We start from the raw sequence: 16,550 nt of genomic DNA, 5'->3' as shown, positions 1-16,550 counted from the left end.
TGAAACGCGTTGCGTTGCCGTGCGAAATTGCATACTATAGTCAGTCGGTTTGTTATGCAATCGTCATGAACCGTGCTCGTCGAGCGCCGTTCCGACCGCTATCGAAGGAGCCCTGCTCTCATGTTAGACGCCTTCGCCAGCTTGCTCTGGCTCATCGTTCAGCCCTGTTACGACCTGACGGGGAACTGGTGGATTGCCATCCTCCTGTTCACGGTCATCATCAAGCTGCTCATGTTGCCGTTGTCGTTGTGGGTGCAGAAGAGCGCCATCCTCATGGTACAGCTCATGCCCGCGCTCAACCGCATCAACGTCAAGTTCTTCGGTGATCGCGAGGCCATCGGGGAGGCGCAAAGCGCGCTGTACAAGGAGAAGCATTACCATCCCATGGTCAGCCTTGTGCCGCTGGTTATCCAGATCCTCATCCTGTTCGGACTCGTGGAGGTCGTGCATTGGATCACCGACGGCGGCGCGCCCGGCACCGAGTTCATGGGCATGGTCCCCATCGAGGACGGCGGCGCTTCGTGGACCATGCCGCTTCTGGCCGGCCTGTCGGCCGTCGTCATGGGCTTCGCGCAGAACCGCATCAACCCGCTGCAGAAAGAGCAGCCGCGTGCCGAGAAGAACATGACGAACGGCCTGTCCATCGGCTTGTCGTTCATCCTCGGCGTGTTCGTGGCCACCGGCATGGGCTTCTACTGGGTCGTCTCGAACCTCATGTCCATCATCATCCAGGCACTGTGCAACGTCATCATCAAGCCGGCGAAGTACATCGACTACGCCGAGCTTGAGGCGAGCCGCGATGACATCGAGGCGTTGCATGCGCTCGAAGCCGGGCGCAAGAAGCGTCGCTGGTTTGATCCGCTTTCGAAGCGCGAGAAGGCCGACTACAAGCGGTTCTTCAACACGGTGAACAAGCATATCGTCTTCTATTCCGAGAGCAGCGGCTTCTACAAGTACTTCAAGGGGGCGGTCGAGTGGCTGCTCAAGAACTCCGACGCTCCCGTCCATTACGTGACGAACGATCCCGACGACCAGATCTTCGAGCTGGCGAAGCGCGAGGAGCGCATCAAGCCGTACTTTATCGGCCAGAAGAAGACCATCACGCTCATGATGAAGATGGACGCCGATGTCGTGGTGACCACGCAGGAGGACCTGGACAACTACTACAACAAACGTTCGTACGTGCGCAAGGACGTGGAGTACGTGTTCATGTTCCATCACATGACGAGCACGCACATGACGGCGACCCGGGAGTCTTACGACAATTACGACGCCATCATGTGCGTCGGGCCGCATCAGGTGCGCGAGCTGCGCCGCGCCGAGGAGCTGCGCGACCTGCCGAAGAAAGAGCTTGTGGAGTGCGGGTACGGCTTGATGGACGAGATCGTCGCGGATTACGAGCGCGGCGCTGCGACGCGGGAGGCAAACGAACGCCCCGTGGTGATGATCGCGCCTTCGTGGCAGGAGGATTGCATCCTCGATTCGTGCATCGACGAGATGCTGGAATCGCTCTTGGGGCACGGCTACCGTATCGTCGTGCGCCCGCATCCTGAGTACACGAAGCGCTACGGTGCTCGTTGGGAGGCGCTTGTGGCGCGCTACGGGCACGTGTCGGAAGACGAGCTGTGCTTTGAGGAAGACTTCAGCCGCAACGATTCGGTGCTGTCGTCCGACATCCTCATCACGGACTGGTCGTCCATACCCTGCGAGTTCTGCTTCGCCACCAAGAAGCCCGCGGTGTTCGTGGACACCACCATGAAGGTCGCCAATCCCGACTATCTGGAACTCGGCATCGAGCCGACGGACATTTCCCTGCGCAACCAGATCGGTCGTTCGGTCCCGGTCGAGGAGGTGCCTGCCATCGGTAAGGTGGTCGAGCGCATGCTCGCGACGCAGGACGAATGGAAGGACGCTATCGAACGGGTTTTAGACGGGTTCGTCTTCAACCTCGGACATGGGGGCGAGGTGGCCGGCGAGTACCTGCTGGGCCGCATGCTCGCGAAACAAGAAGAGAAGAAGCAGGTGGATCATGCTTAAGAAGCGCCTTGCCATCACGCTGTTCGACGCGTTCGCCGTCGCCGCGCTCGCGATGTACGTCGTGCTCGCATTCGCGCCGCCCGCGTACGCCTACGTCGATCCCTCCGTCATGACCTACGCCATCCAGGCGTTCGCAGGCGTGGCGGTCGCCCTCGGCGCCGTGGCAGGCGTCGCTCTGCGCCGCACGCGCAAGATGCTGTTCAAGGTGTTGAACATCGACGAGAACGCGCGCAAGGACGTGGAGCCCGAAGTGCATCGTCTCGATGCGAGCGGGCGGCCTATCGGCGGCGCGAAGGTTCCGGCGCACGTTGCCGAGGAGCCTGCCAGGAAGCGCGCGGCCGGCCGTGGCGCCTCGTCCGCGCCGAAGTGGGGCGGCCGGTTGGCGTACGCGCTCATCGTGTCGGTTTTCACGGTTTTCACGGTTTTCGTGGTGGCGCCGTTCGAGATCGTGGCAGCGAACGCGTCTTCTCTCGTTTTCGGCTTGTCCGATACGTGGTTGACGATTGCCGTGCCGGCTGTCATAGGCGCTGCATGTTTGGCACTGGCGCTTTCCGCGCTGAGAGGCAAGGCTTTTCAGGTAGCGCTGCTCCTTGTTTTCTCGATAGGCTTGGCCGCTTACGTTCAAGCGCTGTTCTTGAACGGCGGGCTTCCGACCGCTGACGGCCGTGCCGTTCCATGGGACGACTACACTACCGCCATGGTGGTGAGCGGATTGGTCTGGATTCTTATCATCGTCATCCCTCTCGTTCTCAGCCGCTGGTTCGGTCCGACGTGTCGTGGCACTGCAGCCATGGTCAGCGTGTGCCTGGTGATCGTGCAGGCCGTCGGCGTAGTGAGCCTTTTCAACAACGCGACAAGCATCGCCGAAGCGTCGCCCGTTTCGTCCGAAGGGGGCGTCCGAAGCGCCGCCCAAGGCGAGCGGCAGGTTACCGAGGAGGGCCTCTTCGAGGTTGCTCCAAGCGACAACGTCATCGTGCTCATGCTCGACATGGTCGACCTGCGCAACTTCGACGATCTGCTGGCGAGCGATCCGAGCGTGAAAGACCGATTGGACGGCTTCACGTATTTCGAAAACACGACCGGCTCATTGATCCCTACCCGATACGCCGTTCCGTACCTTTTGAGCGGTCAACTGCCGAGTCACGATGAGTCGTTCGCGGATTATATTGCGAACCGCTACGACCTCGGCTCGTTCCTTCCTGCGATCAGCGATGCCGGGTACTCCATCGGCCTGTACTCCGATTCGCTCATGCTCGAGCCGGAGGAGTCTCCGAAGCAGCAGAAGATCGTCGATTCGACGCTGAACATACATCCTTTAGGGGACGTGCATCGCAGCGCCAGCCTTGATGCACAAGGCGCGCTGCTCTCCCTTTGGAAGTGTGCTCTCTACCGCGATATGCCGTGGGTATTGAAGCCTCCGTTTTGGTTCTACACCGACGAGGTCAACAGCAGCATGGTCAACTGGGACGTCGATGCGACGGGCGGAGACGTGCCTTACACCATGAACGATTTCCAGTACTTCGACAAGTTGAAGAACATCGGCCTGTCCGTCGATAACGAGGGGTACAATGGTGCGTTCAGGTTCATCCATCTGCAAGGTTCCCACTATCCGTACGCGATGGACGAGAATGGAAACGATATCGGCGTCGACAACTCGACGATCGAAAAGCAAACTGCCGGCGTGTTCAAGATCGTGGACGAGTACCTCAACCAGCTTCGCGATTTGGGAGTGTATGACGATTCCACCGTCATCATCATGTCCGACCATGGCAGCTGGCATATCACAGAAGAGATCGACGACGTCTCGTGCCCTATCATGATCGTCAAACCTGCCGCCTCGTCGCCGTACGCGTTCAGCGGTCCGATGCGCACCTCCGACGTGCCGGCAAGCCATCTTGACTTCGAGGCGACGGTCATCGAGGCTATGGGCATGGACGCGGCGAACTACGGCACGTCGTTGTTCGCGCTCACCGACGAGTCCCGCACGCGTCCCTACTACGCCATGCTCTGCGAGGGTGTGAACGAGGTTGCCATTCAGGAGTTCGAGATCGAAGGCAACGCGCTCGATTTCTCTGGTTGGCATCCTACGGGCAAGCAATGGGCGAGCGGATAGCGGCTGCCTGCTTCTCGATGCGCCCGTACGGCCCGTCTGCGACAGATCGCTCGATGTCGCAGGCGGGCTGTTTCCTTTGCGGATGGCGAAACAGGATGCTCGGGCCGAAGGTCATCGCATCCGGCATCGGACCGCTTGTAAGACTAAGTGCAGCATAGGCGGCGAAACCCGCGCGAAGGATTTCAAGTTGCTCGTTTTGCGTTCGTGGGTCGAGAATACCTTCGCTACGGCCGCGGGCGGCTCGGTACTGCAATAATGCTTTGGTTGAAGATGCGCTCGCATGGGGATCGACGAGGAACATTATGGAATGGTATTGGGCGGTGATCGTGTTTGCCGTGGCCTTTGCGGTCGCGTTCTGCATGGTGCCTGTTTCCAAGATCGCGTTTCGCATCGGGGTGATCGTGCGCCGATACCCGGGATAGTCCGATCGCCGTCTGCTTGGCGTTTCTGCGCTACAACTTCTTCCCTGCCTCCGTGTTCATGGACGATTCGGGGTCGCTCTTGCTCGGGCTCGTCGTGGGGATCGTTTCGGTGGGAGGCGTCGTGCGCACGCAAAGCTTCGTGGTCATGCTCGTGCCCCCGTCGTTATCGCCTGGTGTCCATCCCTCGCGACAGGGTCGTCTTCGCGGATCAACGATGCGCTCCTTGACAACGATCCTCAAAAGGTGGTCGATGAAGCCGAGAAGCTTACCGGTGTCGAGATACCTTGCTATATGATGATAACCTTCGCGTCCTTTGAGGCTTTAATCGATGCTATGGGCGGCATTGTGGTGGACGTGCCGAAGGATATCAAGGTCCCCGACCCTATGACTGCAGAGGACGTGACCGTAAAAGCGGGGGACGATCAGTATCTCGATGGGTCGGAGGCTCTCGTGTTGGCTCGAGCCCGCAAGGAATACGACGACAATCAGGAAGCGCTGCGTCAGATCAACGTGCGCAATCTGGAAATCGCCATGCTGCAAAAAGTACTCGATCTTGACAGCGAGAAAGCTGCAAACGTCGTGTTGGTGGATCTCGAGGAGAACACGAGCACCATCTGGACATGGCCGGCTCTACGTCGAAGATCACTGCAAGGCGATCTATCTGGTTTTGGAGTCTGGGACGCTGGGAGAGGTGTACAACGTTGGCGGCCATAACGAGCGTCCAAATATCTTCATTGTGAAGAAAATCATTGAAGAGATGTCGAATGCTGTTTGCGACTCTGAGATCACTGAGGCTTTGATCACGTTCGTGGAGGATCGGAAGGGGCACGATAGGCGTTACGGCATAGCACCCGATAAGATCAAAACGGATCTCGGCTGGCATCCTAAAACCAAGTTCGAAGACGGCATTGTGCTCACTATCAAATGGTATCTGGCTCATAAAGATTAGATGGAGCATGTTACCAGCGGTGCGTATCAGAATTACTACGAGAGAATGTACGCTTCGAGGGGTTAGCGCTTTCGCGCTTCCCCTGTATGGGATGATCTGTTCTGTTTTTAGGGAGAGTCCGGCTCTGTGCTATTATGATCTGCATTCGTTTCTGATTACTAGGGAGGTGCATTGTTGACGGGGCCTGACCGTTCTCGTAAGGGGATACCCAGGGGCAGGTTTCAGGGCGGAAAGCTCGTGAATGGAAACGCTTGCCCGACTGGGCATCACGCGCAGAGACCTTCCCTTTCGCCGAGTGGCTTTAACTCGCATTCGGGCCGAGAAGCCCCCCATCCGCATGTCCAGCAATCTCGCACGCAGCGAGGTTATCTTTCTGGAGGCGCTTCGTATGCGCCCCGAGCGGTTAGCCGCCATACCGCTCAAGAGCTTTATCCCGACTGCGTTAGAAAGCGCAAACGATCGCGTTTGTCGAAGCTTGTTGGTGTGTCTGCGCTCGCGGCTCTTCTTGTGATCTTGCCCGCGGTCGGCGGCTATGCGCTGTGGTATTCCGGCGTGCTCAACAGTGCACTATTCATGGGCTCCGAACAGGATGCCGACGGCTGTCGTACCGCAGGCGCTCGACGCGGCGGCATAGTGTTCGCGAAGTGCTAGCGCGGCTCTTCGCGTCGATGGAAAGGTGAGCCTTGCATGCCTGCTATATCGGTCATTGTTCCAATGTACAACGTTCGTTCCTATGTCGGACAATGCATAGAGTCGCTTCGGCGGCAGACGTTTCGGGACTTTCAAGTCATCTGCATTGACGATGGATCGACCGACGATACGCTGTATTTCGCGCAGGATGCAGCGAAAGGGGACGAGAGGTTCTCGTTCGTCTCTCAGGCGAATGCCGGTCAGTCGGCTGCGAGAAACGTCGGCATCGAAAGAGCGACGGGGAAGTATCTGCTGTTCTTGGATTCCGATGATTACTATGAAGAGCGCGCGCTGCAAACGTTGTACGATCGAGCAGAACGCGACGGGCTGGATGATTTGTTTTTCACGGCCCGCTCCGAATACGAGAACTCTCGTACGCGAAAGCGATATCGCGATGACTACGATAACCGCGAGGACATATGCGGCAACATGACGGGGCGGGAGTTGCTCGTGCGTTTTGCCGAAACGGATTCGTTTTGCGTATCTCCCGCCATGCAGCTCATACGGCGCGATTTCCTTGAGTCTTCAGGCATTCGCTTTTACGAAGGCATCGTTCATGAGGACAATCTGTTCACCTGCATGATGCTCGCCCATGCACGACGCGCGGCTTTCATGAATGAGCCTTTGTACGTTCGCAGGGTGCGACCGGGTTCCACCATGACCGAGGAGCGGGGAATCAAGCATGTGTACGGGCATTTCAAGAGCGCTTACGAGCTTGAGGCATGGCTGCGCACGGATATTCGGGGCACTCGCGCGTTCGATGAGGCGTTGCTGCGCCATATTGCTTTTTGCTACGACTTGGCGGCTTTCGATGCTCTTTCGATTGATGAGGAGGCGCTCGACGAGCGCGCTTGCCAACTGTTGCGCGACGAGGAGCTGTCCTTTCGTCTTCACGTCATCGAACATGCTCGCGAAATGAGAGGAGTTCGTAAAGAGTACATTGAGTCGATGACGTACCGCATGGGTCGTGCTATCCTGGCTCTGCCTTGTTGGCTGAAGGAGCGCATCGGTCGCTAGCCATTGGCCGATGCTCTAAAGGAATGGTATTCGTAAAACTTAGGAAAATCGCATGCTCCGCCGTCGTTGCGTGCGGCGTTTTCTCGAGATTGCTTTTGGCCGGTTGCCAACAGCAGCAAGCCGAAGAGAGTACTTCGGGCACCCAGCTTATGAAAGAAGCGCAAAACGATCCCTTTTACGTGTTGGTCGTTGGCAACGATTCCCGAACCAGTACGCCATGGAAGAGCGCGATGACATGTGGTTGTGCCGCGCGACGAGGTAACGTGGAAGAAGGTCATAGAGGTCGCCGATCAGGGCGGCGTACCGAAGACGGTAATGCCGCTTTCCGAGGTTGCGGCCGCGTAGCAAACGCCCGCTTGCAAGAAAGGCTCCGAACGCGTAGTTCGGAGCCTTTCTTTATTCCTTGCCTTCGCGTCTGCTCTTTTTCTTAACATAGCAGGACAGTGTGTACCAGGTGAACGAGGGGCCCACGTTCTTTAGGTTGTACAGCCCCTGTTTGACAAGCCCCCACACGTACGGCGTCGACCGGACGTGTGGTTCGGGCATGCTGCGCAGGTCGGCAAACATCCGCTTGCAGCCGGGCGGGATCTCGGCATCCGACAACACGAGATCGGCATCCATGCGCTCGAACATGCGGGTTGCCGCCGTGCGCACCTCTTCGTGCGACAGGTCGACTTCTTCGAGCACGCCGCTCAAATAGGTGAACCCGCGGCTGTTGTGGGCACGCAACACGGTTTCGTCGTCCATCCCAATGCGTTCGAGCACGTCCATCATGTCGTTCCAGCGCTCGAAGGGCAACAACGTGTTGTTGAGCGCGAACGACTTCGACTTCTCGGGCGTTTCTTCCCGGTAGCAGTAATACGGTTTGTCGAGGTAGGCGATGCGCTCGGCTTGGCAGAGCGTTTCAATCAGGAACGGATTGTCAGCCCATCCAGCGCCGGGATATTCGCGAAACCGAATGCCGTGTACGTCGAGGAACGGCTTCCGGTAGACGGCCGACCAGATTGACGGATGGTGGGTTAACAGATGCGCCGCGTCGCGGATGACGAACGGCTGACGGGGCGGTTTGATGCGGTTGCGATAGCTGCAGTTCAGCTTGCGCTGCTCGGGCGTGTCGGGCATCCAGATGCGCCAGTACGGGGTTTTCACGATGTCGACCGGGCCGTCAAGCGTTGCTGCGAAGGCGAGCATGTCGGCGTACATGCCGGGCTCGATCCAGTCGTCGGGCTCGACGATGGATATCCATGCGCCGCGTGCCTCCTCAAGACCACGGTTGCAAGTTGCGCCGTAGCCCTGGTTCTGCTTGTCGATGACGCGGATGCGCTCATCGCGATCGGCGTATGCCTGCATGATGGCAAGCGAACCGTCGGTGCTGCCGTCGTTGAGGCAGATGATATCGAGCTCGCGGTACGTTTGCGCCAAAACGCTGTCGAGGCATTGTTCGAGATACGGCTCGGCGTTGAATATGGGAACGATGATGCTGATCAGGGGCTGCGATGTGCTCATGGGGTCCGTTCCTTCGATACAGCCGTCCTTCCGCGCGATTGCGAAGGGCGGATCTGAGTAAGTTTCCTACTTTCGTTCATGATAGCGTAAAATACCGAGAATACTGGTAAAAGGCGAGGGGAGACCGCTTTTATGTGGAGCATGTTTGTCGTGTCGGTTCTTGCGGGGATCGTCTTTTTGTACGTCCCGGGGTTCTTGTTGCTTCGGGCATGCCGACTGCCTCGCCTTACCGCGCTCGTTTCCGCCCCTTTGCTTTCCATCGTGGGGTACCTGCTGCTTTGCTTGCTGTATGCGAAGCTCGGGGTCTTCAGCTCTTGGATGACCCTTGTCATCCCGCTGTTTCTCGTGGGGACGGTTGCGCTCGTCGCAGGTTCCATCTTGGGGCGGGGGATTGAGGTGGCGTGCGGTGCTCGCTTCTCGCCAGATGGCGATCCTCGCGTCGCTGGGGGGCGCGAAGGGGGATGGACGTCCGACTGGGTGCTGCTCGGATTGTACGTGCTGGTGGGGCTCGTCGTCTCCGCTGCCTGCTTCGCGCTGTTCCTGGACGGCCCCGATTCCTTCCCTCAAGAGTACGATAACGTGCACCATCTGGGCGTAACGCTCGGTTTCGTCCAGTCGGGCAACTGGTCGCCCTTTGCCGCCACCCTGTATGCGTCCGCAGCTGATTCCGCCATCAATCCTCTACCCGGCGTCGGGTACTATCCAACCGCCTGGAACTGCTTGTGCGCGCTTGTGGTGAGCGTGCTGGGGGTTTCCACCGCGCTTGCGGCGAACGCGGTGAATTTTGCATTTATTGCCGTGGTGTTTCCGTCGGGCATGTTCTTGCTCATGCGAATCATGTTTCCGAAGAAGCCCGGCATTGTTGCATGGGGCTCTCTCTGCGCGCTGGCGTTCTCCGCTTTTCCCTGGATGTTGCTGTTGTTCGGGCCCTTGTACCCGAACATGATCGCGTTCTGCCTGCTACCGCTCGTCCTGTTTTCCTTCATGAGCTTGTTCTCGAAGGGGGTGGGCATTGCGGGTCGCGCGGCCGCGGCGCTGCTGTTTTTCATGGGGATGCTGTGCTGCGCGTTCGCTCAGCCGAACGCGGCTTTCACGGCGGCGGTGTTCCTGGCACCGTTTTGCGCTCGGCAGGCGTACCGGGCGGCGAGTCGTATCCCGGTACCGGCTGGGCGCCAGCGGCTCGTGCAGGTTGCATGTTGCGCTGGGGCGTGCGCGGCAATGGCTGTTGTGTGGTACGTTTTGTACAAAGCGCCTTTTCTCCAGAGCGTCGTGTCTCATTCGTGGCCGGCGATTTCTTCGAAGCCCGAAGCGTTTGTCGATACCCTTTTGCTGGGTTTTCGTGCGGGCGGCGTCCAGGTTGTTCTCGCCGCACTCGTGATCGTAGGCGCACTTTACACGCTGCGTAGGAGAGAATATCTCTGGCTCTCGGTTTCGTATGCGATCATGGCGCTGCTCTATATCGTCGATGCATCGTCCGACGGTCCCCTGCAGCATTTACTCACGGGTTTTTGGTATACCGATTCGTGCCGCGTCGCGGCATCGGCGGCCTTGTTCGCCATCCCTTTGGCGAGTATGGGCTTATGGGCGGCGGCACAGGGTCTCCGCCGGTTGGCGGAGCGGATGTTTCCGAAGGCTTCTCCTCGAAAGATCGGAATCGGTGGAACCTGCGTTGTGGCGGTCGCTTTCGTCCTTGCGAATTACTATCCTGGCATCGCTCTGCCCGTCGACGGTGTCAAGGTGACGGCTCTCGAATGGACGATGTCGTACATGCATCGGCAAAACGACGCAGACGAGTTGCGCGTGTACGGTGCGGACGAGCGTGCGTTCGTTCAAGAGGCGCTGTCCGTCCTTCCCGAGGATGCATTGTTGATCAACGTACCCGACGACGGATCTGCATTCGCTTATGCGGTCGATGGGGCGCGGGTGTATTATCGCTACCTGAGAACGTACGGCGAAGACGACGAAACAGAGGAAAGCGAACTCATCAGGAGCAAATTGTCTGAGATTTCCGCCAACCAAGACGTCCGCGATGCGGTCGATAAGATCGGGGCCGAGTACCTCATCGTGCTCGATCAGGGAAAGTCCGAACAGGAAAGTCCTCGCTTGTTCACGTATGAGAACGGGAAAAACTGGAAAGGCATCGATTCCGTCGATGACGATACTCCCGGATTCGAAATCGTGCTGAGCAGGGACGATATGCGCTTGTATCGAATCACCGCAGCGTAGCCTTGGCTACAGGCCTCGGCGCTCCTGGGCGCGTCGGCATGCTTCAACAGCGTGCTCGGCAGTTTTCTCCCAGGAGCATTCGGAACGAACGCGCCGCCCAACGTTCTGCCCCTGCGATCGCAGTTGCTGACGGTTTTCGACGGCTCGCTCAAGCGCTCGACGTATGGTTTCGGGCGTCTTGTCGAGAATGACGGTCCCAAAATTCTCATCGGGGATGAGCTCGTCCACGCCGCCGACGTCGGTGACGATGATCGGGGTGCTGCAGGCAGCTGCTTCAAGTAGCGTCGTGGCGAACCCTTCGGACCGCGAGGGGAGACACAAGGCATCGACCTGCATAAGCAGTGCGGCGATGTCTTCGCTGGAAAGCTTGCCAAGGAGGTGCAACTGGCTGCTTGCTTGCGTCCGCAACGTTTCGAGGAGCGGTCCGTCGCCAGCCACGAACAGGGCAATACTTTGCGCGGATGACCACTCTGCAACGGCTTGTGCGAGCTCGAGAACCCCCTTTTCTCCAACGAGTCGACCAACGAAAGCCACAGCGAAGGTATCGTTCGGTAAACCGAACTCGCTTCGGAAATCGCGTTTGCTCGCATTGGATACGTAGCCATCGGCCGAGATGGCGTTGGGGAGCTCGCCTTGCGAGGCGATGCCGAAGTGGGAGAGCCATGCGCTCGACTTACGGGATACGGCGTAGTACGAGGCGGCGTATCGTCGCCCGGCACGCGTCACGGCGTGCTCGACCAGCTTGACGCCCGCATCGACGAGGGGACTACCCGTCGTCAAATGTGCGGATCCGTGCTCGATGAGTATCGGTGCGATGCCTTTTGCCCGAGCGAACGCAAGACCTTCGAGGGAATGCAGATAGAACCTTGTGTTGACGATAACGTAATCGATGCGCTCGTTTTGCAGATGAGACCAAAGCGCTCGGTATCGGCTGTTTTTCTGTGCGACGGGATACCGGTTGTTCAGGCATCCTCTGCAAGGGAGCCTCACTACTTCAATGCCGTTTTCGACGGCGGTTCCTCTCGAGCCGTGGGTTGCCAGCGTCACCACGATGATCCGATAGCCTGCTTCAGCCAATGTCTGCGCGAGGTTCTCGGTGTACGCTTCCACGCCGCCCATGCTGGGAGGATAGAGCGCGGAGAATATGCAAATGCACGGTGATGACATGAGTATCTTCCATGCTTCCTTGAATTGAACTGGCCGAATCCATCCATTATACGATTTGATTCGCTTTTATGTCACTCCAACGTTAGAATGGAACATCGACGTTTTCGGTGGTGCTCTGCGCCTATCGGAAAACCTGCTTGGGCGGAAAACGAAGGGCTATGGACAGCAAAACGAGGGTAATCGCCGTTATTCCGGCATACAATGAAGAAGCGAATATCGTCTCGACGATCGAGGATTTGAAGCGGCATGCTCCCGAAGTCGATTACGTGGTCATCAACGACGGGTCAAAGGACGCGACGGCCTCCATTTGCGAAGAGCGTGGCTATCATTTCATTTCTCTTCCCGTCAACCTTGGTCTTGCCGGCGCATTTCAAACAGGGATGAAGTATGCGTGCGCGCACGCATACGACTACGCGATACAGTTCGACGCCGACGGGCAGCATTCCGCGGCCTATATAGCGGAAATGGTGGCCACTGCCGATCGCACCGGCGCCAACATCGTCGTGGGCTCGCGCTTCTCCGCGAGAAAGAAACCGCTTTCCGCTCGCATGGCGGGGTCTGCCCTCATCACGGCGATGATCTTCCTGACGACCGGCAAGCGCATTCAGGATCCGACGTCGGGTATGCGGCTGTTCGACGCTTCGATGATCCCCCTGTTCGCCCATGAGCTCGATTTCGGGCCCGAGCCCGACACGCTCTCTTTCTTGATGCGGCGAGGTTGCACGGTTGAAGAGGTCCAGGTGGAGATGCGCGAGCGTACGGCTGGCGAGAGCTACCTGAGCTTCACGAAGTCGGTTTCGTACATGCTGCGCATCAGCATCTCCATCCTGCTTGTGCAGTGGTTCAGGAGGAAGCGATGACCATCCTGTTCAAAGTTGCCCTCATCGGCGGCGCGATATGCGCGCTCGCTTTCGTCTTGCGCAGGATTCGCAAGTCCGAGGTCAAGATAGCCGATTCGACCTTCTGGTTCCTCTTTGCCGTCAGCCTGGTGCTTCTGGCCCTGTTTCCCCAGATCGCATTTTTCTTTTCCGATCTGCTCGCCATCGAGTCGCCCGCCAATTTCGTCTTCTTGTACGTGATAGCGGCCTTGGTCATCCGAGAGTTCAACTCTACGGTGGAGCTGTCGCAACTGCGCAGCAAGCTTGCTGCGCTTGCGCAGGAGCAAGCGTTGCGCGAGGCGCGAGCGAGGGAGTGCGAAGGCGGTGAGCTTCGCTATGGAGCGTCTGACGATCGATGACATGAAAGCCATCCAGCTCGAATTGATGGACGAGCTGGATAGGGTATGTCGCGAGCAGGATATTCGCTACTTCCTCGGGTACGGGAGCCTGCTCGGGGCCGTGCGGCACGGTGGGTTCATTCCTTGGGATGACGATATGGACGTCGTCATGCTGCGTTCGGAGTACGAACGTCTGCTCTCGGGATTCGACGGGTGGAAATCGAGCGATCGGTTCGCGCTTGCTTCGTACCGCGATGGCGAATCGATATACCCGTTCGTGAAGCTGGTCGACACGACGACGCGCGTTCTGGAGAACTTCGTCGACAAGGGCACGGCTACGGGCGTGTGGGTGGATTTGTTCCCGCTCGACGACGTGGATCCCGAGAACCGAGCGCCGTTCAGGAGGAACGCTCGGCTGTCCCTGACGCGCAGTTTCATCGTGACCGATCCGTCGGTGGGAACGAACGGCTTCGTGAAGCTCGTGAAACGGGTGGTGTGTCCGTTCGCCCATCGGCTCGATGCGTTGAAGTACGCGTGCGCCATCGACGAGAACGCTCGCGGCGCCTGCCCCGAAGGGTCCGACACCGTTGCCGACGTCGTCGGCGAGGGGAAGACGAGCTTGCTGTTCCCGAAGAGCCTCTTCGAGCCGATCGAGATGCAGTTCGAGGATAGGACGTATTCCGCACCGGCGGGTTACGAGCGGTTCCTGGAGATCCAGTACGGGGACTGGCGCACGCCGCCGTCCGAGGGCGACCGTGCAATCCACACCTTCGAGGCATACCGCCTATGAGGCCGTCGTCTCGTTCGGGCCATGACGTGCAGCCCCTGTCCACGAAACAGAACATGCTGTGGAACTCTGCGGGCTCGATGACGTATTTGGCGTGCCAATGGCTGACGACGGTGTTCGTCGTGCGTTTGTCTGCAGGCTACGACGATGCGGGCCTGCTCTCGCTGGCGATGTCGGTCGTGGGGATCTTCGGCACGTTCGCGAACTACAAGATGGGGACCTATCAGATTTCCGATATCAAGCACGAGAACGAGCTGAGCGAATACCTGGGCTTCCGCTGCTTGACGTTGGGGCTGGCGTTCGTGGCATGCATGGTGTACGCGTATCTGACGTGCGCGCCGTATACGTTGCTTACCATCGCGCTGTTCTTCTTGTTCAAAGCCGTGGGCTTGCTCATCGATATCCTGCATGGCGCAGATCAGCAGCATCGTCGTATGGACTATATCGGAAAATCCTTCATTGCCCAGGGCGTCAGCACGCTCGTTGCCTTCGTGGCGGCGTTCTGGGCGACTCAGAATCTGAACGTCGCCATCGTGTCCATGACCCTTGCCGCGCTTTTCGTGCTCGCTTTGTTCGACATTCCGAGGACGCGGCGGTTCGAGCGCATCTCCGTTCGCCTGTCGCGCAGCAAGGCGTGGTACTTCTTGAAGGTCTCACTGCCGGCGGTTCTCGCTTCTTTGGCTGCGAGCGCGATCTTCACCATCCCTAAGCAGTATTTGGCGGCGGTTTCGGGAGATGCGGCTCTCGGCATCTACGCTTCGGTAGCCGCTCCGGCGCTGATCATCCAAATGGGCGCGACGTATCTGTACGGTCCGCTCCTCGATGTGTTTCCCCGCTACTTCTTCAACGGCGATCGAGCCGGGTTCCTCAAGCTGCTTGGAAAAACGGTCGGCGGCATCGTGCTGGTGAGCGTCGCATGCTCCATCGTCTTGGAATTCATCGGGTCGTGGGCGCTGCAGCTGCTGTTCGGTGCGAGCATCGAACCGTACGTGTACCTGCTGCAGCCGATCATCTTGTCTACGGTCGCGACGGCGTTCCTGTGGTTCTTCGGGGACCTGCTGATCACGCTGAGGAACTTCAAGGCGAATTTTATCGGGAACGCCGTCGCGTTCGTCGCGGTGGTGCCTTTGACGTTTCCTTTCGTCACCATGTGGGATATGAATGGGGTGAGCTTCGCCGGAACGGCCGCGTGTCTGGCGGGCGTGCTCACGTTGTTGGCTTTCCTCGTGTCGACGATTCGCCGAGGTCCCGATCGCGCGCGTCCTGAGGTCGAGAAGGGGGAGGCGGCATGATGCGCATCCTGCACGTCATCGGAGCTATGGACCGAGGCGGTGCCGAGACCATGATCATGAACCTGTACCGGGCGATCGATCGATCGCGCGTGCAGTTCGATTTTCTCGTCCACGAGCAGAGGGTATGCGATTACGATGAGGAGATCCAGGACCTCGGCGGCAAGGTGTACCGGGCCCTCCCTCGTTTCACGCTGTTGAACTATCCGGTCTATCGCAAACGCTGCCGGGAATTCTTCTCCGGTCATTCCGAACATCCTATCGTGCACGGTCATATCGCGAGCAGCGCTGCGGTGTATCTTCGCGAGGCGAAACGGCAGGGCCGCGTGACGATTGCTCACAGCCATGCCCAAAACTACCCGTTATCCGTTCCCGAGCTGGGATTCAGGGCGCTTGCGTACCCCATCCGATTCGTCGCGGACGAGTTCCTCGCCTGCTCGATCGAGGCCGGTCGCGATCGGTTCGGCAAGGCGATCGTCGAGGGCGATCGGTTTCAGGTGGTGAAGAACGCGATCGACGTCGATCGGTACGCCAACGATCCGATCGCGCATGAGCAGGCTAAGCGGTTGCTCGGGTACGAAGGCGTGCCTCTGATCGGCCACGTGGGAAGATTCGACCCGATCAAAAACCATACGTATCTTATCGAGGTGTTCTCCGAGGCGAGGCGCCGCATTCCGGGCGCCAAGCTTCTGCTGGTGGGCAGGGGGCCGTCCGAGGAGGAAGTCCGACGAGCTGTGCGCGAAGCTCATCTTGAGGACGACGTCGTGTTCTGCGGAGTAACCGATCGCGTAGCCGACGTGCTGAAAGCCCTCGATGCGTTCGTGTTCCCCTCGTTTTCGGAAGGTCTGTCGATGGCCGCGGTGGAGGCTCAAGCTGCCGGCGTGCCGTGCGTGCTGTCGACGGGGGTTCCCGAGTTGGCGGTGATCGCGCCGCAATTCACCGTCCGCTTGCCGCTCGACGCGGGAAGCGGCGTCTGGGCCGACGCGGTGGAGCGGGCTGTTCGCGCCGGTGCCGGCCGATCCGAAGGCGCGGACGCCGCGCGACGCAGCGGATACGATATCTCCGATACGTCGCGATGGCTCGACGCGTACTATGCGGAGGTGCTGGAGAAGACGGCGGGGGGAGTGTAGG

General features: G+C 58.9%; 15 protein-coding genes. 12 read left to right on the top strand and 3 right to left on the bottom strand.

Features of this window, described 5'->3' with window-relative positions; genetic code table 11:
- The first annotated feature begins 120 nt into the window (after positions 1-120).
- Together yidC and GS424_RS11615 are read left to right on the top strand one after the other, a co-directional pair.
- Complete coding sequence (yidC, locus tag GS424_RS11620) at positions 121-2,037, top strand: membrane protein insertase YidC (protein ID WP_160943299.1); 1,917 nt, start codon at positions 121-123, stop codon at positions 2,035-2,037.
- Positions 2,030-4,150 carry an alkaline phosphatase family protein gene (locus tag GS424_RS11615; protein WP_160943300.1) on the top strand — a complete coding sequence of 707 codons (2,121 nt, stop codon included), beginning with the start codon at positions 2,030-2,032 and terminating at the stop codon, positions 4,148-4,150. Before yidC ends, GS424_RS11615 begins: the two co-directional genes overlap by 8 nt.
- Here GS424_RS11615 and GS424_RS11610 read toward each other — a convergent pair.
- Positions 4,122-4,511, bottom strand: a complete 390-nt coding sequence (locus tag GS424_RS11610) for a hypothetical protein (RefSeq protein ID WP_160943301.1) — start codon at positions 4,509-4,511, stop codon at positions 4,122-4,124. The two genes, GS424_RS11615 and GS424_RS11610, sit on opposite strands and share 29 nt — an antisense overlap.
- Before the next feature lie 113 nt (positions 4,512-4,624).
- On the opposite strand from GS424_RS11610, the gene GS424_RS18125 reads away from it, so the two are divergent.
- From GS424_RS18125 to GS424_RS11590, 4 genes are all read left to right on the top strand, one after another.
- Positions 4,625-4,867 (top strand): hypothetical protein, encoded by a 243-nt coding sequence (locus GS424_RS18125; protein ID WP_342354568.1) that lies wholly within the window; start codon positions 4,625-4,627, stop codon positions 4,865-4,867.
- The gene (locus GS424_RS11600; protein ID WP_244977529.1) at positions 4,816-5,286 is read left to right on the top strand and encodes an LCP family protein; all 471 of its coding nucleotides are present in this window, start codon (positions 4,816-4,818) and stop codon (positions 5,284-5,286) included. Before GS424_RS18125 ends, GS424_RS11600 begins: the two co-directional genes overlap by 52 nt.
- Positions 5,240-5,521 carry a GDP-mannose 4,6-dehydratase gene (locus GS424_RS11595; RefSeq protein ID WP_244977528.1) on the top strand — a complete coding sequence of 94 codons (282 nt, stop codon included), beginning with the start codon at positions 5,240-5,242 and terminating at the stop codon, positions 5,519-5,521. The genes GS424_RS11600 and GS424_RS11595 overlap by 47 nt, the downstream gene beginning before the upstream one ends.
- Before the next feature lie 687 nt (positions 5,522-6,208).
- Positions 6,209-7,228, top strand: a complete 1,020-nt coding sequence (locus tag GS424_RS11590) for a glycosyltransferase family 2 protein (RefSeq protein ID WP_160943302.1) — start codon at positions 6,209-6,211, stop codon at positions 7,226-7,228.
- A gap of 396 nt (positions 7,229-7,624) precedes the next feature.
- Here the strand turns inward: GS424_RS11590 and GS424_RS11585 are convergent, their stop codons facing one another.
- Positions 7,625-8,734 carry a glycosyltransferase family 2 protein gene (locus tag GS424_RS11585; protein WP_160943303.1) on the bottom strand — a complete coding sequence of 370 codons (1,110 nt, stop codon included), beginning with the start codon at positions 8,732-8,734 and terminating at the stop codon, positions 7,625-7,627.
- A gap of 132 nt (positions 8,735-8,866) precedes the next feature.
- Here GS424_RS11585 and GS424_RS11580 point away from each other — a divergent pair, with 132 nt between their 5' ends.
- Positions 8,867-10,960: a DUF6541 family protein gene (locus GS424_RS11580; protein WP_160943304.1), complete on the top strand. Its 2,094-nt coding sequence runs from the start codon at positions 8,867-8,869 to the stop codon at positions 10,958-10,960.
- 6 nt (positions 10,961-10,966) lie between these two features.
- Here GS424_RS11580 and GS424_RS11575 read toward each other — a convergent pair whose 3' ends face one another.
- On the bottom strand, positions 10,967-12,070 hold the full coding sequence (locus GS424_RS11575; protein ID WP_160943305.1) for a glycosyltransferase family 4 protein: 1,104 nt from the start codon (positions 12,068-12,070) through the stop codon (positions 10,967-10,969).
- A gap of 215 nt (positions 12,071-12,285) precedes the next feature.
- On the opposite strand from GS424_RS11575, the gene GS424_RS11570 reads away from it, so the two are divergent.
- The 5 genes from GS424_RS11570 (at position 12,286) to GS424_RS11550 (ending at position 16,549) form a co-directional block, all read left to right on the top strand.
- Complete coding sequence (locus GS424_RS11570) at positions 12,286-12,987, top strand: glycosyltransferase family 2 protein (protein WP_160943306.1); 702 nt, start codon at positions 12,286-12,288, stop codon at positions 12,985-12,987.
- A complete protein-coding gene (locus GS424_RS11565) occupies positions 12,984-13,364 on the top strand; it encodes a DUF2304 domain-containing protein (RefSeq protein WP_160943307.1) in 381 nt (126 codons plus the stop codon). Before GS424_RS11570 ends, GS424_RS11565 begins: the two co-directional genes overlap by 4 nt.
- Positions 13,342-14,133, top strand: coding sequence for a LicD family protein (locus tag GS424_RS11560; protein WP_160943308.1), 792 nt, complete (start codon positions 13,342-13,344; stop codon positions 14,131-14,133). The genes GS424_RS11565 and GS424_RS11560 overlap by 23 nt, the downstream gene beginning before the upstream one ends.
- A 110-nt stretch (positions 14,134-14,243) precedes the next feature.
- On the top strand, positions 14,244-15,422 hold the full coding sequence (locus GS424_RS11555) for an oligosaccharide flippase family protein (RefSeq protein WP_244977527.1): 1,179 nt from the start codon (positions 14,244-14,246) through the stop codon (positions 15,420-15,422).
- A complete protein-coding gene (locus GS424_RS11550; RefSeq protein ID WP_160943310.1) occupies positions 15,419-16,549 on the top strand; it encodes a glycosyltransferase in 1,131 nt (376 codons plus the stop codon). Before GS424_RS11555 ends, GS424_RS11550 begins: the two co-directional genes overlap by 4 nt.
- Position 16,550: the final 1 nt, after the last annotated feature.

The sequence above is a fragment of the Eggerthella guodeyinii genome, from assembly GCF_009834925.2.
GTDB lineage: Bacteria > Actinomycetota > Coriobacteriia > Coriobacteriales > Eggerthellaceae > Eggerthella > Eggerthella guodeyinii.
The sequence above is the reverse complement of the archived record's forward strand: the minus strand, read 5'-3'. Positions and strand labels throughout refer to the sequence as shown.

Excerpts from the sequence above, each read along its gene's own strand:
- yidC (WP_160943299.1), top strand. The coding sequence starts at position 121 with ATGTTAGACGCCTTCGCCAGCTTGCTCTGGCTCATCGTTCAGCCCTGT.
- GS424_RS11615 (WP_160943300.1), top strand. The coding sequence starts at position 2,030 with ATGCTTAAGAAGCGCCTTGCCATCACGCTGTTCGACGCGTTCGCCGTC.
- GS424_RS11610 (WP_160943301.1), bottom strand. The coding sequence starts at position 4,511 with ATGCAGAACGCGACCGCAAAGGCCACGGCAAACACGATCACCGCCCAA.
- GS424_RS11590 (WP_160943302.1), top strand. The coding sequence starts at position 6,209 with ATGCCTGCTATATCGGTCATTGTTCCAATGTACAACGTTCGTTCCTAT.
- GS424_RS11585 (WP_160943303.1), bottom strand. The coding sequence starts at position 8,734 with ATGAGCACATCGCAGCCCCTGATCAGCATCATCGTTCCCATATTCAAC.
- GS424_RS11580 (WP_160943304.1), top strand. The coding sequence starts at position 8,867 with ATGTGGAGCATGTTTGTCGTGTCGGTTCTTGCGGGGATCGTCTTTTTG.
- GS424_RS11570 (WP_160943306.1), top strand. The coding sequence starts at position 12,286 with ATGGACAGCAAAACGAGGGTAATCGCCGTTATTCCGGCATACAATGAA.
- GS424_RS11565 (WP_160943307.1), top strand. The coding sequence starts at position 12,984 with ATGACCATCCTGTTCAAAGTTGCCCTCATCGGCGGCGCGATATGCGCG.
- GS424_RS11560 (WP_160943308.1), top strand. The coding sequence starts at position 13,342 with ATGGAGCGTCTGACGATCGATGACATGAAAGCCATCCAGCTCGAATTG.
- GS424_RS11550 (WP_160943310.1), top strand. The coding sequence starts at position 15,419 with ATGATGCGCATCCTGCACGTCATCGGAGCTATGGACCGAGGCGGTGCC.